The sequence below is a fragment of the Streptomyces sp. NPDC052036 genome (assembly GCF_040680495.1).
Classification (GTDB): Bacteria; Actinomycetota; Actinomycetes; order Streptomycetales; family Streptomycetaceae; genus Streptomyces.
In genome coordinates, this window is sequence record NZ_JBFAWW010000007.1 from 83165 (window position 1) to 104904 (window position 21740).

21 protein-coding genes are annotated in these 21740 nt (G+C 72.5%); 10 read left to right on the forward strand and 11 right to left on the reverse strand.

Features of this window, described 5'->3' with window-relative positions; genetic code table 11:
- Positions 1-15: 15 nt before the first annotated feature.
- Complete coding sequence (locus AB0L95_RS12885) at positions 16-1248, reverse strand: sialidase family protein (RefSeq protein WP_365161156.1); 1233 nt, start codon at positions 1246-1248, stop codon at positions 16-18.
- 134 nt (positions 1249-1382) lie between these two features.
- Between AB0L95_RS12885 and AB0L95_RS12890 the strand changes: the two genes are divergently transcribed.
- Positions 1383-1985: a hypothetical protein gene (locus tag AB0L95_RS12890; protein ID WP_365161158.1), complete on the forward strand. Its 603-nt coding sequence runs from the start codon at positions 1383-1385 to the stop codon at positions 1983-1985.
- Positions 1986-2027: 42 nt separating this feature from the next.
- Positions 2028-3401 (forward strand): MFS transporter, encoded by a 1374-nt coding sequence (locus AB0L95_RS12895; RefSeq protein ID WP_365161159.1) that lies wholly within the window; start codon positions 2028-2030, stop codon positions 3399-3401.
- 37 nt (positions 3402-3438) lie between these two features.
- Here AB0L95_RS12895 and AB0L95_RS12900 read toward each other — a convergent pair whose 3' ends face one another.
- Positions 3439-3669, reverse strand: coding sequence for a hypothetical protein (locus tag AB0L95_RS12900; RefSeq protein WP_365161160.1), 231 nt, complete (start codon positions 3667-3669; stop codon positions 3439-3441).
- A gap of 61 nt (positions 3670-3730) precedes the next feature.
- Between AB0L95_RS12900 and map the strand changes: the two genes are divergently transcribed.
- Complete coding sequence (gene map, locus AB0L95_RS12905; protein WP_365161162.1) at positions 3731-4588, forward strand: type I methionyl aminopeptidase; 858 nt, start codon at positions 3731-3733, stop codon at positions 4586-4588.
- A 131-nt stretch (positions 4589-4719) separates the two neighbouring features.
- On the forward strand, positions 4720-5388 hold the full coding sequence (locus tag AB0L95_RS12910) for a biliverdin-producing heme oxygenase (protein ID WP_365161164.1): 669 nt from the start codon (positions 4720-4722) through the stop codon (positions 5386-5388).
- Positions 5389-5416: 28 nt separating this feature from the next.
- Here AB0L95_RS12910 and AB0L95_RS12915 read toward each other — a convergent pair whose 3' ends face one another.
- Positions 5417-6061 carry a PhzF family phenazine biosynthesis protein gene (locus AB0L95_RS12915; RefSeq protein WP_365161166.1) on the reverse strand — a complete coding sequence of 215 codons (645 nt, stop codon included), beginning with the start codon at positions 6059-6061 and terminating at the stop codon, positions 5417-5419.
- 265 nt (positions 6062-6326) lie between these two features.
- Here AB0L95_RS12915 and efeO point away from each other — a divergent pair, with 265 nt between their 5' ends.
- From efeO to AB0L95_RS12935, 4 genes are all read left to right on the forward strand, one after another.
- A complete protein-coding gene (efeO, locus tag AB0L95_RS12920; RefSeq protein ID WP_365161168.1) occupies positions 6327-7463 on the forward strand; it encodes an iron uptake system protein EfeO in 1137 nt (378 codons plus the stop codon).
- A 9-nt stretch (positions 7464-7472) separates the two neighbouring features.
- Positions 7473-8735, forward strand: coding sequence for an iron uptake transporter deferrochelatase/peroxidase subunit (gene efeB / locus AB0L95_RS12925; protein WP_365161170.1), 1263 nt, complete (start codon positions 7473-7475; stop codon positions 8733-8735).
- Positions 8736-8738: 3 nt separating this feature from the next.
- The gene (gene efeU / locus AB0L95_RS12930) at positions 8739-9596 is read left to right on the forward strand and encodes an iron uptake transporter permease EfeU (protein ID WP_365161172.1); all 858 of its coding nucleotides are present in this window, start codon (positions 8739-8741) and stop codon (positions 9594-9596) included.
- 266 nt (positions 9597-9862) lie between these two features.
- Positions 9863-10777, forward strand: coding sequence for a hypothetical protein (locus AB0L95_RS12935; RefSeq protein WP_365161174.1), 915 nt, complete (start codon positions 9863-9865; stop codon positions 10775-10777).
- Positions 10778-10781: 4 nt separating this feature from the next.
- Here AB0L95_RS12935 and AB0L95_RS12940 read toward each other — a convergent pair whose 3' ends face one another.
- From AB0L95_RS12940 to AB0L95_RS12965, 6 genes are all read right to left on the reverse strand, one after another.
- A complete protein-coding gene (locus AB0L95_RS12940) occupies positions 10782-11519 on the reverse strand; it encodes a bifunctional DNA primase/polymerase (protein ID WP_365161176.1) in 738 nt (245 codons plus the stop codon).
- A 290-nt stretch (positions 11520-11809) separates the two neighbouring features.
- Positions 11810-12802 carry a small ribosomal subunit Rsm22 family protein gene (locus AB0L95_RS12945; protein WP_365161178.1) on the reverse strand — a complete coding sequence of 331 codons (993 nt, stop codon included), beginning with the start codon at positions 12800-12802 and terminating at the stop codon, positions 11810-11812.
- A gap of 12 nt (positions 12803-12814) precedes the next feature.
- Positions 12815-14002, reverse strand: a complete 1188-nt coding sequence (locus tag AB0L95_RS12950) for a serine hydrolase domain-containing protein (protein WP_365161180.1) — start codon at positions 14000-14002, stop codon at positions 12815-12817.
- Positions 13942-15351: a multidrug effflux MFS transporter gene (locus AB0L95_RS12955; protein WP_365161182.1), complete on the reverse strand. Its 1410-nt coding sequence runs from the start codon at positions 15349-15351 to the stop codon at positions 13942-13944. Before AB0L95_RS12955 ends, AB0L95_RS12950 begins: the two co-directional genes overlap by 61 nt.
- 340 nt (positions 15352-15691) lie before the next feature.
- Positions 15692-16873, reverse strand: coding sequence for a serine hydrolase (locus tag AB0L95_RS12960; RefSeq protein WP_365161479.1), 1182 nt, complete (start codon positions 16871-16873; stop codon positions 15692-15694).
- A gap of 142 nt (positions 16874-17015) precedes the next feature.
- Positions 17016-18608 (reverse strand): CocE/NonD family hydrolase, encoded by a 1593-nt coding sequence (locus AB0L95_RS12965; protein WP_365161481.1) that lies wholly within the window; start codon positions 18606-18608, stop codon positions 17016-17018.
- Between the two features lie 180 nt (positions 18609-18788).
- Between AB0L95_RS12965 and AB0L95_RS12970 the strand changes: the two genes are divergently transcribed.
- Positions 18789-19520, forward strand: coding sequence for a TetR/AcrR family transcriptional regulator C-terminal domain-containing protein (locus tag AB0L95_RS12970; RefSeq protein WP_365161184.1), 732 nt, complete (start codon positions 18789-18791; stop codon positions 19518-19520).
- Here AB0L95_RS12970 and AB0L95_RS12975 read toward each other — a convergent pair.
- Complete coding sequence (locus AB0L95_RS12975; RefSeq protein WP_365161186.1) at positions 19514-20536, reverse strand: aldo/keto reductase; 1023 nt, start codon at positions 20534-20536, stop codon at positions 19514-19516. The two genes, AB0L95_RS12970 and AB0L95_RS12975, sit on opposite strands and share 7 nt — an antisense overlap.
- A gap of 194 nt (positions 20537-20730) precedes the next feature.
- On the opposite strand from AB0L95_RS12975, the gene AB0L95_RS12980 reads away from it, so the two are divergent.
- A complete protein-coding gene (locus AB0L95_RS12980; protein WP_365161187.1) occupies positions 20731-21276 on the forward strand; it encodes a DoxX family protein in 546 nt (181 codons plus the stop codon).
- A gap of 42 nt (positions 21277-21318) precedes the next feature.
- Here AB0L95_RS12980 and AB0L95_RS12985 read toward each other — a convergent pair whose 3' ends face one another.
- Positions 21319-21684: a MazG-like family protein gene (locus AB0L95_RS12985; RefSeq protein WP_365161189.1), complete on the reverse strand. Its 366-nt coding sequence runs from the start codon at positions 21682-21684 to the stop codon at positions 21319-21321.
- Positions 21685-21740 lie beyond the last annotated feature (56 nt).

Here is a 21740-nt window from a genome sequence, read left to right on the forward strand (position 1 = left end):
GGTCCCGCCCGCCGCTCAGGTGAGAGCCGTCACGGGGATCCGGCGGAAGGTGATCGTCTCGTAGGCGCCGAAGTCGCCGGTCTCGTAGAGCAGGCCGACGGTCGCGGCGTCGACACGGACCAGATCGGAGTACGCGGCGGGCAGTCCGTCGACGGTGTACGCGGCGTGCCAGGTGGTCCCGGCGTCGGCGGAGACGCGCACGGTCATCAGGGCGCGGAAGGCGGGGTCCCCGGGGCCGGAGTACAACAGCACGTCGGGGTCGCGCAGTTGCAGCACGCAGGCCTGGCAGACGGGCGCGACGAGACCCGCCTGCGGGCGGAAGGGCCGGACGAGGGTACGGCCGCCGTCGGCGGAGTGGGCGTCGGCGCGGTTGCCGGGGGACGGGGAGTCGTTGCGGGTGTTGAGGTAGACGCGTCCGTCGGGGAGTTCGGCCGCCGTGGTCTCGTTGACGTTGATGTAGCCGTTCGTGTTCTCGTCGAGGTAGCCGAGGTACCAGCTCTCGCCGCGGTCGTCGCTGAGCAGGCAGTGGCCGCTGTTGTACTTGGCCTCGGCGCCGGTGTCGCCGCCGGTGGGCGTCAGGGTGTGGTTGCCGGGGACGAGGACGCGGCCCGAGGTGAGCTGGAGGGCGTGCCCGGGGGTGGTGGCGTACCAGCGCCAGCCCTGCTTCTTGACCTGCCCGGTGATCTCTCTCGGGCCGGACCAGGTCAGCCCGTCGTCGTCGCTGTGCTGCACCCAGACGCGGCGCCCGTCGGCGGGCTTGACCTTCCCGCGCAGGATGGCGTCCTCCGTCGCGCCGGCCGCCGCGCGGACATGGACGAGCAGGATGCGGCCGGTGTCCAGGACGACCGGCGCGGGGTTGCCGGCCAGGCCGGTCCCGTTGCGGGCGACGGCCTGGAGCAGGCCCCAGGTGCGGCCGCCGTCCGAGGACCGCTTGAGCACGATGTCGATGTGCCCGTGGTCGGCGGCGGAGGTCACCCGCCCTTCGCAGAAGGCGAGAAGCGTGCCGGCCCGGGTCGCGACGACGGCGGGGATCCGGTAACTGGCGTATCCCTCACGGCCCGCACGGAAGGGGACGGATCCGGCGACGGGCGCGGCGGGCTCGGGGAGCTCGGGGGACCCGGCGGGCCCGGCGGACCCGGGGAGCTCGGGGGACTCCGTCCTCCCGGCTGCTGCTTCGGACGTCTCAGCTGCTTCGGACGTCTCAGCTGCTTCGGCCTTCCCGGCTCCTGCTGCGCTCTTCTCGTTCATGCGGCTCCTCGGACAAAGCGGCGGTGGAGCGTGGCGCGACGGTCGTGAACCGTGGTTCGGCTCCATGCCCGGGTCGGGCGAATTCGGGGTGAACTCCGGGTCACGAGTGGCCGGTTGCGGCAGGATGCCGTCGCATGGACGCCGTACGGGTCGCGCTGCTGCGGGAAGTGCTCGCCGGGACCGAGTGGCTGGACGCCACGCGGCGGTTCGCGGGGACCCTGCGCGGTTCCGTGGTGTCGCACGGGGGCGGGCTGCTGCTGGTCGGCACCGAGGAGTACGAGCCCTGGCACCTGGCCGCGCATCTGGTCGACGAGGCGGCCTGGTCGGGTACGCCGGAGCTGTCCCCGACACTGGTCCGGCACGCGGCGCGGACCTCGGACCCGGCGCATCTGGCGGTGGGGCTCGGACGGCTGTCGGCGGCGCGGCGCGGGGAGACGCTGCTGGTGGTGTCGCCCGCCGCGCCGGAGGCCGGGCTGCTGGAACGGGTCCATGACGCGCGCCGGGCCGGGGCGACCGTGCTGGCGCTGGAGTCCGGGGACCGCGACCTCGTGGCCCTGGCGCACGAGGCGCTGACGGTGCCGGCGGACCCGGACCTGGATCTGGACACGGTGCAGCATCTGGTGAGCGCGGCGGCGGGGGAGAACGTGCTGCCCGCCCCGCGGGCACACCGTCGCTTCCGGGACCGGCTCTCCCGCCTGGCCGATCTGCTGACGTCACCTCCGCCGTCGCGCTGGTGAGGACCGGAAAACCTGTTGCCCGGGGTGCCGGGTCGGCTGAGCATGGCCCGTCGTGACCGACGACGCCCCCGCTCCCCCCGCGCCCCCGCACCGGCTACGGCACGCCCGGACGAGTCCCCCGGCGCCTCCCCCGCCAACGGCTCCGGGCTGCGCGCCCTGCTCCCCGACCTCGCGCCCTGGCACGCGTCGGCGGACTTCCGCAGGCTCTGGCTGGCCGGGGTGGTCAGCAACTTCGGAACCTTCCTCACCTTCGTCGCGCTCCCCGTGCAGCTGAAGGACCTCACCGGTTCGGCGGCGGCCGTGGGCGCGATCGGTGCCGTCGAACTCCTGCCGCTGATCGTCTTCGGTCTGTACGGCGGTGCGCTCGCGGACGCGTACGACAAACGGAAGCTGATCCTGTCCACGGAGGCCGGGCAGGGGCTGCTGTCCGCCGTGCTCCTGCTGAACGCGCTGCTGCCCCGGCCCGCCGTCTGGCCTCTGTATGCCGTCGCGGCCCTGTCCTCGGCCCTCGGTGCCCTCCAGCGTCCCGCCCTGGACTCCCTCGTCCCGCGGATCGTCGCGCACGACCAGCTCCCGGCCGCCGCCTCGCTCAACTCGCTGCGCTGGACGGTCGGCGGGGTCGCGGGCCCGGCGGTGGCGGGCGTGGTCGTCGCGTACGCCGGGCTGGGCGCGGCCTACGGCACCGACCTGGTGACCTTCGTGGTGTCGGTGCTGCTGTGTCTGGGGCTCGCGGCGTCGCCCGCGGCGCACGAGGCCGCGAAACCGTCGCTGCGGTCGATCGCGGAGGGCGCGCGGTACGCGTGGAGCCGCAAGGAACTCCTGGGCACGTACGTCGTCGACACCGCCGCGATGCTCTTCGCGATGCCGCTCGCGGTGCTGCCGTTCCTCGCCGACGAACTGCGCGCCCCCTGGTCGCTGGGGCTGATGTACGCGTCCTTTCCCGCCGGTGCGCTGGTCGTGTCGCTGACCAGCGGATGGACGTCGCGGATCCACCGCCACGGACGGATGGTGGTCCTCTCGGCCGCCGCCTGGGGGCTGGCGGTCGCGGCGGCGGGCGTCGCGGGGAACGTCTGGCTGGTGCTGCTTCTCCTGACCCTGGGCGGCGGCGCCTTCGACATGGTGAGCGGGATCTTCCGGGGCGCGATGTGGAACCAGACGATCCCGGACGAACTCCGCGGCCGCCTGGCCGGCATCGAGCTGCTGTCGTACTCCGTCGGCCCGCAGCTCGGTCAGGTCCGCTCGGGCGGCATGGCGGCGTGGCGAGGTGTGCGTACCTCGGTCTGGTCGGGCGGGGTGCTGTGCACCGGTGCGGTGGCCCTGCTGGCCCTGTGCCTGCCCGGCCTGATGCGCTACGACGCCCGGACGAACGAGCATGCGGTACGACTGAGGGCCCAGCGGGCCGGAGGGGCTGCCTGAGGCCGGGCGGGCGGGCCGCCCGGCCGTCCGGCCCCGCTCAGTCCTCCTCCCGCTCCCCCGCGGGCGCGTCGTGCCACCGGGGGTCCGTCTCCCACTCCTCGTTGCGCTCGCGCGCGATGTCCATCGCGTGCTGCGCCTCCTCGCGGGACGCGTAGGGACCGAAGCGGTCCTTCGCCGGGCACTCGGGGCCCTCCTCGACCTTCCCGTGGACCAGGCAGTAGTACCACTCGCCCGGCTTCCCGGCCGTCCGCTTCTTGAACAGCGCCATGACAGGAGCTCCTTTCCCCAGGGCCCATGTTCCCGTACACACGCTGGATAGACTCGCTGGCATGTCTGGCCAGTCGCTGCTCGTACCAGGAGAGCTGTCTCCCACCCGTTCCGTACCCGGAAACATCCGGCGTCCCGAATACGTCGGCAAGCCCGCGCCGGCCCCGTACACCGGAGCCGAGGTGCAGACGCCCGAGACCATCGAGGCGATGCGCGTCGCCGGGCGGATCGCGGCCCGGGCGATGGCGGAGGCCGCGAAGCTGATCGCCCCGGGCGTCACCACGGACGAGCTGGACCGGGTCGCGCACGCCTATATGTGCGACCACGGCGCCTACCCGTCGACGCTCGGCTACCGCGGCTTCCCCAAGTCGCTGTGCACCTCGGTCAACGAGGTCATTTGCCACGGCATCCCGGACTCCACGGTCCTGCGCGACGGCGACATCATCAATCTGGACGTGACGGCGTACATCGGCGGCGTCCACGGCGACAACAACGCCACGTACCTGGTCGGCGACGTGGACGAGGAGTCCCGGCTGCTGGTCGAGCGCACCCGCGAGTCCCTCAACCGCGCGATCAAGGCCGTCCGGCCGGGCCGGCAGATCAACGTCATCGGCCGGGTCATCGAGTCGTACGCCAAGCGGTTCGGCTACGGCGTGGTGCGGGACTTCACCGGGCACGGGATCAACTCGTCGTTCCACTCCGGCCTGATCGTCCCGCACTACGACAGCCCGCACGCGACCACCGTGATGCAGCCCGGCATGACCTTCACCATCGAGCCCATGCTCACCCTCGGCAGCCACGAGTACGACATGTGGGACGACGGCTGGACGGTGGTGACGAAGGACCGCAAGCGCACGGCCCAGTTCGAGCACACGCTGGTCGTCACGGAGACGGGCGCGGACATCCTGACCCTGCCGTAAGCCCCCCCCGCCCGCGCCACTCGCACCCCGGAGCCCGCTCCCGCCACGGAGCGGGCTCCGTCATGTGGAGAGGCCCCGGAATCCTGGGTACGGTCTTACCGACAGCCTGTCGGTAAGACCGAGGAGGCCCCATGATCGCGCCGGACCCGTCCCGCACGGAGTTCTCGACGCTGCTGCGCACCGCGTCGCACGACCACCACCGGGAGGCGAACGGCTCCGCCTTCATCACCGGTCTGCTCGGCGGCAGCTTCGAGGTCGAGGCGTACGCGCGCTACACCGAGCAGCTCTGGTTCGTCTACGAGGCCCTGGAGGCCGGGGCCGAACGGCTGGCGGACGACCCGGTGGCGGGCCCCTTCGTGCGGCCGGAGCTGTTCCGGCTGGCCGAGCTGGAGCGGGACCTCGCGCATCTGCGCGGCCCCGGCTGGCGGGCGGACCTCACTCCCCTGCCCGCGACCCGGACGTACGCGGCCCGGGTGCGGGAGTGCGCCGAGGGATGGCCCGGCGGCTATGTGGCCCACCACTACACCCGCTATCTCGGCGACCTGGCCGGCGGCCAGATCATTCGCGACACGGCGGAGCGGACCTGGGGATTCACCCGGAAGGGTGATGGGGTGCGGTTCTATGTGTTCGAGGGGATACCCAACCCGGCGGCGTTCAGGAAGACGTACCGGGCGTTGCTGGACGGGATCCGGGCGGACGACGTGGAGAAGCAGCGGGTCGTCGCCGAGTGCCGGCGGGCGTACACGCTCAACACGGCGGTCCTCCAGGCCTTGGGCGAGGAGTTCCCGCTGAGCGCCTAGGGCGGCGTCAGCACTCCGGAAACTCCCTTCAGCGCTCCAGGAACACCCGTCCGCCGATCTCCACCCACCCCTCGGGCTGCGGTGCCGTCAGGATCTGCGAGCCCGCCCCCTGGGTGATGTTCAGCGCGCGGCCCAGTCGTGCGGTCAGCAGCAGCGCCGCCGCGCCCGTCGCCTCGTCCTCGTCGATGCCGTCGTCGCGGCCGGGGAAGGCGCGGGCCCGGATGCGGCCCGCCGCCTCGTCCTCCCACGCCCAGGCGTAGACCCACTCCCCGGGAGGCGGCACGTCCAGGGCGTTCACCTCGGCGGCCGTCGCGTACTGCCGCAGCGTGCGCGGCGGCGCCCACTTCGGGAGGGCCTCGATCCAGCTGAACTCGCCGTCCAGGCGCGTGCCCGCCACCCCGGCCGGGGTGACGATCTCGGGCACGTCGAGCAGCCAGGCCGTGCCCACGCAGGGGTGTCCGGCGAACGGCAGCCGCAGCGTGGGGGTGTAGATGTCGATGACGCCGCGCTCGGGGTCGTCGACGAACACGGTCTCGCTGAAGCCGAGCTTGGCGGCCAGCGCCTGGCGGTCGCTCCGCTCGGGAACCGTCGAGCCGTCGCGGACGACACCGAGTTCGTTGCCGTAGCCGCCGCCGGGTCCGCAGAAGACACGGAGCACGTCGTAGTCAGTCACGCGGGCATTCAAACATCACACCGGCAGGCGGGAGCGCCGGCGTGGGTGTCCGGGCCCCCAACCATCGCTTGACTTCCCCTTGACCATTCCATGGGGTTCGTTTTGAGACGACGTGATCAAGCCGTACCTGTGATCTTTCCGTGAGAACAGAATCGCGACCCAGGGGGTATGGCTGAGGTAAGGCTCAGGTAACTTAGGCAAGCCTCACCACACCGCACGGGCTCCCTCCGTGCGGTGCGTCCTTCGTTCGCCCCTTGGAGCATGCATGCGAGCCGCCCGACTCTCCGTCGTCACCGCCGTCGCCACCGCGGCCGCCCTGACCGCCGTCACGGCCTGCACCGCCAAGAGCGACGCCAAGGACGGCGACGCGATCCAGGTGACGGCCGCCGACTCCAAGTGCGACACCTCGACCGTCTCCGTGCCTGCCGGCCAGGTCACGCTGAAGATCGAGAACAAGGGGTCGAAGGCCACCGAGGTCGAGATCCTCTTCCCGGACGACCGGATCGTCTCCGAGAAGGAGAACATCGGCCCGGGCACCAAGTACACGCTGACCGCCGAGGTCAAGGCCGGTTCCTACGAGATCGCCTGCCGCCCGGGCATGAAGGGCCGCGGCGTACGGCAGAAGCTGACCGTCACCGGCGGCTCGGTCGCCCAGCGGAACCCGAAGCTGGACAAGGCCGTCGCCGACTACCGCGAGTACGCCCAGGAGCAGGCCGACGCCACCGTGCCGCTCGCCGAGACCTTCGCGAAGGCCATCAAGGCCGGCGACCTCGACGCCGCCAAGAAGGCCTACGCGCCCTCGCGCATCGGCTGGGAGCGCACCGAGCCGGTCGCGGAGTCCTTCGGTGACATCGACCCCAAGACCGACACGCGCGCCGACGGCCTGGAGCAGGGCCAGAAGTGGACCGGCTGGCACCGGCTGGAGAAGGCCCTCTGGCAGGACAAGAAGATCGGCGCCGAGGAGAAGACCCTCGCCGACCAGCTGGTGACCGACCTGAAGGACTGGCAGACGCGGGTCGGCAAGGCCGCGATCACCCCGACCTCCATGGCCAACGGCGCCAAGGAGCTGCTGGACGAGGTCGCCACCGGCAAGGTCACCGGTGAGGAGGACCGCTACTCGCACACCGACCTGGTCGACTTCAAGGCCAATGTCGAGGGCGCCCAGAAGGCGTACGAGCTGCTGAAGCCGGTCGCGTCGAAGAACGACTCCGCGCTCACCACCGAACTCGACAAGCAGTTCACCGCGCTGAACACGCTGCTCGACAAGTACCGCGCCGACAAGAACGGGTACGACTTCGTCTCCTACGACAAGGTCACCAAGGGCCAGCGCAAGGAACTGTCGGACGCGGTCAACGCCCTCGCGGAGCCGCTGTCCAAGCTCGCCGCCGCGGTCGTGAAGTAGGAGACGGACATGACCGAGACCCAGGGCAGTTCGTCCCCCTCCCGCCGCGCTCTGATCGGCTGGGGCGGCGCCGGGCTCGCGCTCGGTGCCGCCGCGGCCGGCGGTGCGGTGGCGGCGGTCAAGGCGGGCAACGACGTGGATCCGGCGGCCGCCGAGGCGGGCGGCGCGGTGCAGTTCCACGGCGCCCACCAAGCCGGCATCGCCACCCCTGTACAGGACCGGTTGCACTTCGCCGCGTTCGACGTGAAGACCGACGACCGCGCCGAGTTCGTCCAGCTGCTCAAGGACTGGACGGCGGCGGCGCGGCGGATGACCGCGGGCCGGACGGTCGGTGAGGGCGCCTACGGCGGGCTCGCCGAGGCCCCGCCGGACGACACCGGCGAGGCACTGGGCCTCAAGCCGTCACGGCTGACGCTGACGATCGGCTTCGGGCCGTCGTTCTTCGAGAAGTTCGGGCTGCGGGACCAGCGCCCGGAGGCGCTGGTCGATCTGCCCCCGTTCCCGGGCGACAATCTCGACAGCTCCCGCACCGGCGGCGATCTGTGTGTCCAGGCCTGCGCGGACGACCCGCAGGTCGCCGTGCACGCGATCCGCAACCTGGCCCGTATCGGCTTCGGCAAGGTCGCCATCCGCTGGTCCCAGCTCGGCTTCGGCAAGACCTCGTCGACCACCCCGGACGCCCAGACCCCCCGCAACCTCATGGGGTTCAAGGACGGCACCCGCAACATCGCGGGCACGGAGCCGGACCGGCTGAAGAAGTTCGTGTGGGTCCAAGACGGCGACGGCGACCGGAACGCGGCCTGGATGACCGGCGGTTCGTACCTCGTCGCCCGGCGCATCCGCATGAACATCGAGACCTGGGACCGCACCTCGCTGCAGGAGCAGGAGGACGTCTTCGGCCGCGACAAGGGCGAGGGCGCCCCCGTCGGCAAGGCGAAGGAGCACGACGAGCCGTTCCTGAAGGCGATGAAGCCCGACGCGCATGTGCGGCTCGCCCACCCCGACTCCAACAGCGGGATCACGATCCTGCGCCGCGGCTACTCCTTCACCGACGGCACGGACGGACTGGGCCGCCTGGACGCGGGCCTGTTCTTCCTCGCCTACCAGCGCGACCCCCGCAAGGGGTTCGTCCCGCTGCAGCGCAAGCTGTCGGCGTCCGACGCGCTCAACGAGTACATCCAGCACGTGGGTTCGGCCGTCTTCGCGGTCCCGCCGGGCGTGCGTGACAAGGACGACTGGTGGGGCCGGACCCTGCTGGCCGAGGAGGCGTAATCCGTGTTCTCCAACTACCTGATCGGCCTGCGGGAAGGGCTGGAGGCCAGCCTCGTCGTCTGCATCCTGATCGCCTATCTGGTCAAGACCGGCCGCAGGGACGCCCTGAAGCCGATCTGGACCGGCATCGCCATCGCGGTCGCCATCGCGCTGGGCTTCGGCTGTGTCCTCGAATTCGGCTCCCAGGAGCTGACGTTCCAGGCACAGGAGGCGCTCGGCGGCTCCCTGTCGATCATCGCGGTCGGCCTGGTGACCTGGATGGTCTTCTGGATGCGGCGCACCGCCCGGCATCTGAGGTCGGAGCTGCACGGCAAGCTGGACGCGGCCCTCGCCATGGGCACGGGCGCGCTGGTCGCCACCGCGTTCCTGGCCGTCGGCCGGGAGGGCCTGGAGACCGCGCTGTTCGTGTGGGCGTCGGTGCACGCGGCCAGCGACGGCACCCCGCGCCCGCTCATCGGCGTCGCACTGGGCCTCGCCACGGCGATCCTTCTGGGCTGGCTGTTCTACCGCGGCGCCCTGAAGATCAACCTCGCCAAGTTCTTCACGTGGACCGGCGGCATGCTGGTCGTGGTCGCCGCGGGCGTGCTCGCCTACGGCTTCCACGATCTGCAGGAGGCCGACTGGCTCCCGGGGCTGACCCGCCTCGCCTTCGACATCAGCGGCGTCATCCCGCCGGACAGCTGGTACGGCACACTGCTGAAGGGCGTGTTCAACTTCCAGCCCGACCCGACGGTCCTCCAACTCACGGTGTGGGCCCTGTACCTGGTGCCCACGCTGGCGATCTTCCTCTCCCCGGCCGGGTTCGTCCTGGGCAGGGGCAGGCAGCAGGCCACGCCTCCCCCGGTGCAGGACAAGGTCTGACGGGGCGCCGGTCGCCGTCGGCGGTGTCACGGTGCGGACGCGGTAGGGGAACCGGCCGCCCGCCGTTCGCCCCGCCCCGGTAGGGTTCGCCTCCGGGAAGGGGAAGGTGAAGGCCAGTCATGAGCAGGGATCGCGGGGTCGGCGGGGATCGCAGCCCTCGGACGCTTCGTAGTCGCAGCCTTCGGACGCTTCGTGGCGGCGCGCCTCGGACGTCTCGTCGTCGCAGCCGGTTCGCCCTGGCGACAGCGGCGGCCGCCGTCGTCTCCATGACGGCGAGCGGCTGCGTCGTCGTCCACGGCGAACGCGAGGTCGTGCCGTCGGCGACCAGGCCCGAGGCGGCCCGCGCGCTCAAGGACTTCCTCGCCGCCTACAACAAGGCGGACAAGACCTACGACCGCGCCCAGGACGCGAGACGTGTCACCGGTGCCCTCGCCGACATCGACGGCGGCAAGCTCCAGGCGGGACACAAAACCTATCCGGACGGCAATCCCGGCCATGTCCCGCTGCAGCTGACCGACGCCACGTTCACGATCCCGAAGAAGGCGGGCTGGCCCCGCTGGTTCGTCGCCGACACCCACGCCAACAAGGGCAGCGCAAGCGCCCATTGGCTGCTGGTCTTCACCCGCACCGACCCGGACAAGGTGTGGGCGGTGTCGTATCTGACCATCCTCGCGCCGAACGACGTCCCGACCTTCGCGAAGGACAAGGACGGTTGGGCCGAGCCCGTCGCCGCGAACGACACGACGCTCGCCGTGCGGCCGAGCGGACTCGGGGCGGCGTACGCGTCGTATCTGAAGAGCGGCGGGAACGTGTTCGCACCCGGCCCGCACACCTCGCAGTTCCGGGCCGGCCGGCTGGCGAGTGCGAAGCGGCCCGGGCTGGCCCGGCAGTATCTCGACCAGCCGCTGACGGACGGCGCCGCCTACGCCCCGCTGGGGCTGCGCACCACCGACGGTGGCGCGCTGGTGTTCTTCGCCACGCGCCGCTACGAGAAGCAGACGGCCGCGCCGGGCGTGAACATCAACGTCACCGACCCGAGCGTCAAGGCCCTGCTGACCGGGGAGGTCAAGCAGTCCCTGACCCAGGAGTTCGTCTCCAACCAGGCGGTGGTGGACCCCAAGCAGGGTCAGGTGAGGTTCCTCAGCCGGGTGGAGGGGCTGACGGGCGCGAAGGGCGAGTGAGTTCTCAGCCCCCGTGCGGCCAGCTCGCGAGCTGGTCCTCGGCGGTGTTTCCGACGTGGCGGGCGCAGGCGTCCGTCAGATGCTCCAGCAGGCTCAGCGGATCCGGCAGCGCGTGCTCCGGCCCGCGTACCCACTCGACCGTCAGCTCACCGGGCAGCCGGGCGGGCGGCAGGAGGACGTACGAACCCCGGCAGTGCCAGCGCAGGCCCGGATGCTCGTCCATCGTTTCCGGCCGGCAGTCCAGCACGCACGGCCACCACTCGTCCTCGTCCTCGGGGGTGCCGCGCGTCAGTGTGAAGAACAGCATGCGGCCGTCATCGGTCGCGGCGACCGGTCCCACCTCCACGCCGGAGGCGAGCAGCGCGTCGAGGGCCTCCTGGCCGGCCTCCCGCGGGACGTCCAGCACGTCGTGCACCATCCCGGTCGCGGTGATGAAGTTCGCCTCGGGCTGGTGCCGGACCCAGCGCTCGACCTGCGCCCGGTCCGTCGTGGACTGGGTCTGCCAGGCGAAGGAGACGGGGTGCCGGGCGGGCGTGGGACAGCCGATGCGGTCGCAGGAGCAGCGGTAGCCGACGGGGTGCGCGGCGGGCGCGAGCGGCAGCCCCGCGGCGACGGCAGCCAGCAGCATCGCCTCACGGCCGCCGTCGCCGGCGTCCTCCTGGAGACGGGCGGGGCGGCGTCCGCGCAGCCACTGGGAGATCCTGCCCTGCCGGCCCGGGCGGCGGCCGAACTCTGCGCTCATCTATCCCCTCGTCTCACTGCCGTGGTCGGGACGCATGCTCCATGCTCCCACCATCCTGCGCCCCGGGTGACCGGAGCCCGCATCCGGGGTAGGTGGGGCGATGCCAACCGCGGGCCGGTATCAGGGGGCATTACGGGATTTGTCCGTATGCGCTCTGCGGCAGGGAAACCGACACGGGTGCCCGACCGCACTCGCGTACGAGCGGGGGTTCCGTGGTCTGCGGGGGCGTCGGCCCGGTGCGGGCGGGGGCCGGGGCGGTCTCCTCGACCGGGGCCGTGCGAGTCGGGTCGTCAGTCCTCGGGCGGCGGGGGCCAGGGGTCGCCCCAGTCGGTGTCGCGGGCCGCCCGGTAGAGCGGGCCATGGCGTTTGGTGACCGTCTCGCGGTGCAGGGACTCGTCCGGGCCGCACAGGTCGAGGAGCACCTGGCCCTTGCGGATCTGCGGCCGGCGGACGACCCGGGAGGCGGCCGGGTGCACCGGGAAACGGGCCGCGGCGACATAGCTGAACTTCTCGTCCTCGTACGCCAATGAGCCACCCTTGACCTGCCGGTGCAGCGAAGAACGGCTGACCCGGGCCGAGAAGTGGCACCAGTCCTCGCCGGGCACGATGGGGCAGGCCGCGCTGTGCGGGCAGGGGGCGGCGACCTGGAACCCGGCGCCGATCAGCCGGTCACGGGCCTCGATGACCCGGGCGTAGCCCTCCGGGGTGCCGGGCTCGACGACCACGACGGCCTGCGCGGCACGGGCGGCGGTGTCGACGACCGCGGCACGGTCGCCCTCGGTCAGCTCGCCGAGGACGTAGGAGACCGTGACGAGATCAGCGCTCTCAAAAGTGAGCGCCGATCCGATACGAGAGCGGCGCCACTCGGCGGCCTTCAGCGCCGGGTTCACGGCGGCGATCTCCCGGCCCAGCGCGAGCGCGGGCTCGGCCCAGTCGAGCACGGTGACCGAGCGCTCCCCGTCCCAGGTGGCGCTGACGGCCCAGGTCGCCGCCCCGGTGCCGCCGCCGATGTCGACATGGCTCCCCGGCGTCCATCCGGGCACGGCGTCGGCGAACGCCGCCAGCGCCGCCGACACCGCCTCGAACGTCGCGGGCATCCGGTACGCGGCATACGCGACCACGTCCGAACGGTCCCGCAGCACGGGCGCGTCCGTCGGCGTGCGCCCGCGATAGTTGGCGATCAGCCGCTCCACGGCCTGCGCGGCCTGCTTGGGCGGCAGCCCGTCGAGCAGTCCGGCGAGGGCGGCGCGCAGGGTGTCGGATGGGGAGACGGGGGCGTTCACCCGCAGATTCTCTCAGGTGCCCCGGACCGCCCGCGCCAGCCGATCCCCCATCGCCACGCGCACCCGGTGGTCCGGGTCCCGGCGGCGGGGATGGATCGTGTTCGCGAGGAGGACGAGGAAGGTGTCCGTCGCCGGGTCCAGGACCAGGGACGTGCCCGTGAAGCCCGTGTGGCCCGCCGCGCCCCGGCCCGCCAGCGCGCCCATGAACCACGGCTGGTCGACCGCGAAGCCCAGGCCCGGCGGGGTCAGCATCAGGTCGACGAGGTCGGGGCCCAGGATGCGCGCGGTCCCGTAGGAGCCGCCGGACAACAGGGTGCGGCAGAAGACGGCCAGATCCCGTGCCGTCGAGAAGAGGCCCGCGTGCCCGGCCACCCCGCCGAGCGCCCAGGCGTTCTCGTCGTGGACCACCCCGCGCAGCATGCCCCGGTCCGTCTTGGCCCACGGTCGCCGCTGGTCCTCCGTCGCCGCCGCGTCCGGGCTCGGCCCGAAGCCGGTCGACGTCATGCCGAGCGGGCGGGTGATGCCGTCGTGGACGAGCACGTCGAGCGGGTGCCCGGTGACGCGCTCCAGGACGTACTGCAGGAGCAGCAGGTTCAGGTCCGAGTAGCGGTAGGTGCCGGGCGCGCCGACCGGGGCCTCCGCGCGCAGCAGATCGAGCCGGGCCGCATCCGACGGGCAGTCGTACAGCGGGAGTTCGGGCCGCAGCCCGGACGTGTGGGTGAGCAACTGCCGTACGGTGATGCCGTGTTCGGCCGCCGCGCGGAAGTCCGGCAGATACGCCGCCACCCGTGCGTCGATGCCGAGCGTGCCGCGCTCCAGCTGCTGCATCGCGGCCACCGCGGTGAACAGCTTGGTGAGCGAGGCCAGGTCGAAGGGTGTGTGCACGGTCATCGGCACCCGTGCCTCGGGCGGCAGTCCGACGCCCCGGTCCGTCTCCGTGTCGTAGGCGGCGTACCGGACCGCCCAGCCCGCCGCCTCCTCCAGGGCGATCACCGGGCCGCGCCCGGCGAGCACCACGGCACCCGCCGCCCAGGGGCGCTCCCCGCCGACGGCGGCGTGGAGGTCCCGTACGGCCAGACGCAGTTCCTGCGGATCGAGCCCGGCCTTCTGCGGTGTGTCGATCCGCAGTCTCGGTGCGCTCAGCTCTCCTCCCCCCAGCTCTCCACGCCCGCGCGGCTGCGAGTGTGCCAGGGACGGCACAGTGCCACGAAGCAGGCGAGGGCCACCAGTGCGGCCGCCAGTTGGACGACGGCCATCGGGACGGCGGTGTGCTCACCGGCGATCCCGACGAGCGGCGAGGCGCCCGCCGCGATGAGGAAGGAGGTGGTGCCGAGCAGCGCGGAGGCGGAGCCGGCGTGCTGCCGGGTGCGCATCAGGGCCAGCGCCTGGGTGTTGGGGAGGGTGAAGCCCATCGCCGACATGAGGACGAAGAGGGCCGTCGCGACCGGCACCAGTCCGACGGGGCCGAGGGCGCCCGTCGTCAGCAGCAGCAGCGCGGCCGCGGCGAGGGTGACGACGGTGAGGCCCGTCGCCAGCACCTTGTCGAGAGCGACCCGGCCGACCAGGACCTTGCCGTTGATCTGCCCGGCGGCCATGAGACCGACGGAGTTGAGGCCGAACAGCAGGCTGAAGGTCTGCGGGGAGGCGCCGTAGATCTCCTGGATCACGAACGGGGAGGCGCTGACGTAGGCGAAGAGCGCGGCGAAGGCACAGCCGCCCGCGAGGGTGTAGCCGGTGAACGCCCGGTCGGCGAGCAGGCCCCGCAGGGAGTCCAGGGCCGCGCTCGCTCCCCCGCTGTGTCTGCGGTCCCGCGGAAGCGTCTCGGGCAGCCTCGTCCAGACGAGCGCGGCGAGCGCGATCCCCACGGCCGTGAGGACGACGAAGACGCCCCGCCAGTCCGTGAAGCGCAGAATCTGGCCGCCGATCAGCGGCGCGGCGATCGGCGCGACCCCGGAGATCAGCATGAGGGTGGAGAAGAACCGGGCCATGGCCACGCCGTCGTACAGATCACGGACGACGGCGCGCGCGATCACGATTCCGGCCGCGCCCGCGAGCCCCTGCACCAGCCGGAAGGCGACGAGCGCCGCGATCGAGGGGGCGAGCGCGCACAGCGCGGTGGCGACGACATACACGGCCAGCCCCACGAGCAGCGGGCGCCGCCGCCCCCACCTGTCGCTCATCGGACCGACCACCAGCTGCCCGACCGCCATGCCCGCGAGGCAGCCGGTGAGGGTGAGCTGCACGGTCGCGGCGGGCGCGTGCAGGGACGTGGTGACCTCCGGCAGGGACGGGAGGTACATGTCCATGGCGAGCGGGGGTGTGGCGGTGAGTCCGCCGAGGAGGAAGGTGACGAGGAGCCCGGTACGGCGGAGCGCGGCACCGCCCTGGGCGGGGGACGCGGGCGGGGCCGTCGGCGCGGTGGCGGTGGGCGGCGGGACGGGGGCGGTCGTCTCCGCCCCGGGTATGTGGTCTTCCGGCTCGTCCTGATGACGCGTGGTGCGGCCACGCTCGGGCATGAGCCCCTCCCTCTCCTCGCGGTCCGCCCCCATGGTCTCAGCTCCTTGGGAGCGGCGGGAGAAAACGGGCGGCCGGTGGGCGCCGCCGACGCACTGCCGACGCTCCGGGGCCCGCGCGAACCTACACAAGCGGAATATGAACCTCCCCGACGTACGAGCATATGGCGGGCTTATGCTCAACACTCCTCCATCAGAACTTCACAGTTGGAGCGGCGAGGTTCCGGAGACCGCACCAGGGGGGAGGCGGCAGCCGTTCCGCGGACCGGCAGGGGGTGGACCCCGCTTGGGACCGCGGGGTGCGCACGGATCGCGGAACGGCTGCCCACCTGCCGGCGGGTGCCACGTCACCGCCGACGACGGCTCGCCCGGCTCGTCACCGCCGGTGGCGGCCCTCCTCCGTCGCCGCCCGCCGCCTGTGGTTCCCCTCCGCCGTCGCCCGCCGCCTGCGCCCCCGCAGCGCGTACGCCCCGCCGGCCAGCAGCGCCACCACGCCCGAGGCCCCGCCTGCCAGGCCCCACGAGGAACGGTCGCGCGCGGTGGCGGACCCGGCCGCCTCGGCGCGCACGGCCCCCTGCGGCGAGGGCGTCGCCTTCGCCCCGCCCTCGCTGAGCGGCTGCACCAGCGCGCCCACGGCCCGGGCGGTCCCGCCATGCCCGAAGCCCCAGTCGAGGAGGGCGGCGGTCTCCTCGTAGACACCGTTGCCGCCCGGCTCGGGGTGCATCACGGTCACGAGGAGGGTGCGGCCCCCACGGGTGGCGGCGCCCGTGAAGGTGTTGCCTGCGTTGGTGGTGTAGCCGTTCTTGACGCCGATGATCCCCCGGTAGACGCCGAGGCCCCACGCACCGGTGAGCAGGCGGTCGGTGTTCTGGATCTGGAAGGTCTTCCTCCCGCCCGCCGGGAAGTCGGCGGTCCTGGTGGCGCAGTAGCCGCGGAAGTCGGCGTTCTTCAGACCGTGGCGGGCGAACAGTGTGAGGTCGTACGCGGAGGACAGCTGTCCCTTGTGGTCGAAGCCGTCGGGGCTGATCACATGGGTGTCGAGGGCCTGTAGGTCCTCGGCCCTGGCCTGCATCTCGGCGACGGTCTTCGCGAGCCCGCCGTTCATGTGACTGAGGACGTGCACCGCGTCGTTGCCGGACCGCAGGAAGACACCGAGCCACAACTGCTGGACGGTGTAGGTGATTCCGGGCTTGATGCCGACCAGGCTGGACCCCGCCGGGACGTCCGCGACTTCGGCGTCGGTCACCTTGTGGGTGAGGCGGCGGTCGAACTTGCCCAGCACGGTGTCCGCGAACAGCATCTTCAGCGTGGAGGCGGGCGCTAGCCGCTGGTGCGCGTTGTACGAGGCCAGCACCTCGCCGCTGTCGTGGTCGGCGACGAGCCAGGAGCGTGCGGTGAGTTTCTTCGGCAGGGTGGTCACGGGCCCCTGCACCTGGACGCCGGAGACGCCCAGACGTGTGCCGCCGATGATCGCCGCGCGTCCGGGACTCGCGGAGGCGGGCGCGGCGACGGTCAGCGGTGCGGCGGCGGCGAGCCCGAGAACGGCACGCCGGGACATCCGCGCTTCGGGAGGGGAGGGCGAAGAGGAATCACGCACCCCGGGACCGTACAAGGCAGCCTTCAACAGCAGACAGCGGGTCCCCAAAAGGGCGGCAAAGCCAGGGTCATGACGGAGTCACTCCCGCCCGCTCCCTGCGCCCTCAGCTGTGCGGAAGCGTCAACGCCGAGTCCGCGTGGAGCGTGATGCGCACCGGTACGAAGGCGGTGGCGTCCACCGGCGACTCCCCGGTGCCGGTACTGCGGACGAAGCGCGGGTGGGCGCCCCCGCTGATCTGCCAGCGGATGCGGTGACCGACGGCGAAGCGATGGGCGGCGGCGCTCATCGGTACGGTCACCCGCGAGGGCGTATCGACGGTCGTCCCAACCCGGCCCAGCCCGTCGCAGACATTGACGGATCGGCCCTCTTCGTCCACGTCGCACAGGCGGGCGAAGACGTGGGCGTGGCCGGTGTCCGTGGAGATGCTCAGCCGTGCGGTGACCGGTCCCAGGATGTCCACGGGCTCGGTCAGCGGCGGGCCGGTGAACGTGACGACGTCGCTCCGGGCTTCCAGGGTGCGGTTGTCGCGGGGGCCGGCGGTGCGGGAGAGCAGCGGGCCGCCGAGGGACGGGGTGGGGTCGGCCGGGTCGTGGCGAAACGTCGTCAGCGGTGCGGAGTCCGTGGGGGCCTGCCGGGTGAGGTGGCCGTCCGGGGTGGGGTACCACGAGGCGGCGGCCGGTGCCGGCGGCCAGTCGTCGAGGTCCCGCCAGGCGTGTTCACCGCCCATGTGCACGCGCACCGGGGTGGGGCGCAGGCCGGAGGGGTCGGCGCACAGATGGGCGCGCAGCCACGCGAGGCTCTCGGCGAACACGTCGGGCCATCCCTGCTGGAGGGCTGAGGTGTGGGTCCAGGGACCGACGAGCAGGGCGGTCTCGCATCCGGCCCGGCGCAGCCGGTCGTACTGCTCGAAGGTCTGGTCGGCCAGCCCGTCGTACCAACCGGTGATCAGGCTCGTGGGCACGCGGAGCCGCTCCGCCGGCTCCGCCAACCACGCGCCGCGCCAGTACGCGTCCTGGGCGTCCGGATGGGTCATCACCTCGTCCAGCCAGGGCACCTCGCCCCCGAGGGCGGACGCATAGGCCCCGCGCAGTGGCCGCGCGGTGGTGACGTCACGCAGGCGGCGCTGCAGACGCAGGGTCGCCTTCAGGAACGGGCCCGCACCCTGGTGCTGGTAGGTCATGCCCACGCCGACGGCGAGGGCGTTCTCCAAGCGCAGCACACCGTCCGCGTAGAACAGGGCGTGGGGGTCGTGCAGGCCCACCTGCACCACCATGGCCTTCAGTTCCGGCGGCGGGTCCAGGGCGAGGGCCCATTGCACATAGCCCAGGTAGCTGGGGCCGACGGTCCCCAGCGTTCCGTCGAACCAGGGCTGTTCGCGCAGCCAGGACACGGTGGCCCGGCCGTCGGCGGCCTCGTTGCGCCACAGGTCGAACACACCCCCCGAGCCGCCGGTGCCGCGGCAGCTCTGCAGGACCACGTGAAAGCCCTGTTCGGCGAAGAGCAGGCCGTACATGGGAGACCACGGCAGGCCTCGGCCGTAGGGCGAGCGGACCAGAAGGGTGGGGAAGTCGCCCTCCGCGCGCGGAAAGTAGTGGTCGGTGATCAGCGGGCTGCCGTCGGCGGCCGGCACCACCAGCCCCGACTCCCGTCCGGCCTCGTGCCGTTTCGCCGGGAGGCCTCGCCAGGTCGCCCTCATCAGCCGTGAGGACAGCGGCGGCTTTCCGGCCGGTGGCGTCCAGGACGATCCGGCCACGGTGCCGGGCATGCGTGATGACATCGTTCCCCTCCCTCATTCCGTACTACGTACGAGAATAGGGGATGCTTGGATGGCCTTGGCAAGTGCCGCCACGACAACCAGGGAAGGGAGCGCGAGACCGTGCCCCAGGACGGAGGACCCGGCACCGGGGGCGTCGACCCCGAACAGCTCTGGCTGCCTCCGGCCGAACCCCGCAGGGGCCGCAGGCCCTCCTTCAGCCGTGAGGCGATCACGGCGGCAGCCGTCGCCCTGGCGGACGCGGAGGGAATCGAGGCGGTCACCATGCGGCGGGTCGCCGCCCAGGTCGGAGCCGGCGTCATGTCGCTCTACAGTTACGCCCCCGACAAGGAGACCCTGCTGGAGCTGATGGTCGACCACGTCAGCGGGGAACTGCCGACCACGGATCCCCTCACCGGCGACTGGCGAGCCGACCTCAAGGGCGTGGCCCGTCTCCAGCGCGCTCTGCTGCTGCGGCACCCCTGGCTCCCGGCCGTCCTGATGTCCACCCGCCGCACCCTCGGCCCCAACGCCCTGGCCTTCCTGGAACGCGTCCTCGCCGCCCTGCGGCCCTCCGGGCTGGACGGTGCGGCGAAGCTGGAGGTCTTCGCCCAGCTCACCGGTTTCGTGGCCGGGCACGTCGGCTACGAGATCGCCCAGGCGGCGGCCGTACGATCCCCCGGCCGGGGCGCGGCCGAGGCCCGCTACCTCGCCGCTGTCGCCGCGGACGGCCGCCACCCGGAACTCGCCGAGGCCCTCTCGGCCCCCGGACACCCCCTCACCCCCGAGGCCACCTTCACCCGGTTCCTCAACCGCCTGATCGACGGCCTCGACACCGACGGCCAGAGCTACTGATCCGTGCTCTCCGGGACCGTTCCCCTGCCGAGAATCCGCTCGGCCTCGGCCAGTTGCCCGGGAGTGAGCGGTCCCTTCGCGAGCGCGCCCGCGTTCTCCTCCGCCTGGGCCACGGAACGGAAGCCGGGGATCGGGACGGTGCGCGGGCTGCGGGCCCAGATCCAGGCCAGGGCGCCCTGGGCGGGCGTACGGCCGTCGCTGGTGAGGACGTCCCTGAGGGCCTCGACCCGCCGCAGCCACTCGGCGTCGGCGCCCTCACCCCGCCGGAAGCCCGGCAGCCACGCGGGCGGGGTGTTGCGGATGTCGCCGGCTCCGAGGGCGCGGCCCGTGGTGTGCCTGCCGGACAGCAGCCCCATGGCGAGGGGACTGCGGTTGATGCTCGCGAGGTCGAACTCCTCGCACACGGCGAGCAGTTCGGGCGCGTCCTGAAGGACGTTGAGGCGGTGCTGAACGGCCGCGCAGTGCGGGCCCTCGGCGAAGACTGCGGCCCGTGCGGGGTCGTCGGTGCTCCAGGCGTAGGCCCGTACGAGCCCCGCGCTGACGAACTCCTCGCAGATGTCGCGGAGTTCGGCTGCACGCCCGGGGTCGGCGTCGGACAGGTGCAACTGGTAGAGGTCGATGTGGTCGGTGCCGAGCCGTCGGAGGGAGGCGTCCAGCGCACGCCGGGCGTACGCCGGGGAGTCGTCGCTGCCGAGGAGCAGCCGGCGTTCCTCGTCGACGACATTGCCCCACTTGGTGGCGATGACCACGTCGGCCCGCCGCTTGCCGAGAGCGCGGGCGAGGACGCGCTCGCTGTGCCCGGTCCCGTAGGCGTCGGCCGTGTCGAAGAAGGTGACGCCGAGGTCGAGGGCCCGCCTGACGGCCCGTACGGACTCCTCGTCGTCGACCTCGCCCCAGCCGAGGGGCTGCCCGTCCGGGGTACTCCACTCGCCGCCGATGGCCCAGCAGCCGAAGCCGAGAGCACTCACCTCGATCGAGGTGCGCCCCAATGTCCTGTCGTGCGCCATGGTCTCCATGCCCGACGACGCTAGAAGTTGGAGCGCACTTCAGGGCAAGAGCCGGGGAGCGGTGATCCAGGACGGCCCGTCCCTCAGAGCTGTGGTGGAGCCTGCCGCGCCACCCGAACGGCGCCGTGGACAGGCCGGACGGACGGGGCCGGTGGGACGGTGGGAAGGCGGAACCGTTCCTGCTGTCCGGCCCTGGAGAGATCGTGAACTGTGTCGACCGACGTGACGTGGGGCTGCTGCTGCTCCGGCTGGGCACCGGCGGGGTGCTCGCCGCGCACGGCACGCAGAAGCTGTTCGGCTGGTTCGGCGGCGGCGGTATCGAGGGGACCGGGCAGTTCATGGAGTCGGTGGGCTACTACCCGGGCAAGGCGTGCGCGATGGCGTCCGGGCTCACGGAGACGGGCAGCGGTGTGCTGCTGGCGCTCGGCCTCGCGACACCGGCGGCGGGCGCCGCGGCGGCCGGTGGGATGGCGGGGGCGACGGCGGTGCACGCACCGAACGGCTTCTTCGCTCAGAGCGGCGGCTACGAGTACCCGGCGGCCCTCGGCCTCACGGCGGCGGCCCTGGCGGTCGCGGGACCCGGTCGGCTCTCCGTGGACGCGTTGTCCGGCCAGGCCCTGAACCGCGAGTGGATGGTCCCGGCGGCGTTCGCGGTGACGGCGGCGGCGACGGCCCTGGTGATCGGAGCCCGGAACAAGCGGCTGCGGAGAAAGTCGGAAGGGACGCAGGAGGCCCTGTTCGAGGAGTAGCGGGCGGGGCGGGACGACGGCTCACCGACCCCGCCGCCTCTCCTACGAGCCGGCGGCCGGGTCGGCGGCCGCCTCCGGACCGCCCAGCGAGCGTGCCGTCACCCGTTCCAGATGCGCCGTGAACACCTCGCGCGCGTCCGGGGTCATCGTGCGCAGCGCCACCAGAGCCGTGATCACCACGTCGCACAGCTCCGCCTGGACGTCCTCCCAGGTGTGCGTGGTGCCCTTACGGGGGTTCTGCCCCGTCGCGCCGATCACCGCCTGGGCGACCTCGCCGACCTCCTCCGACAGTTTCAGAACCCGCAGCAGCAGCCCGTCGGCGCCGCCGTGCGCGCGGTGAGCGTCCAACCAGGCCTGTAGCCGACCGATCGAGTCCCAGAGATCCCCGGATGCGCCGTGCTCGTCCATCCCCACAGCGTCGCATGCGGCCCGCCTTCCCAGGCTTGCCCCCGTTCCCCGCCCTC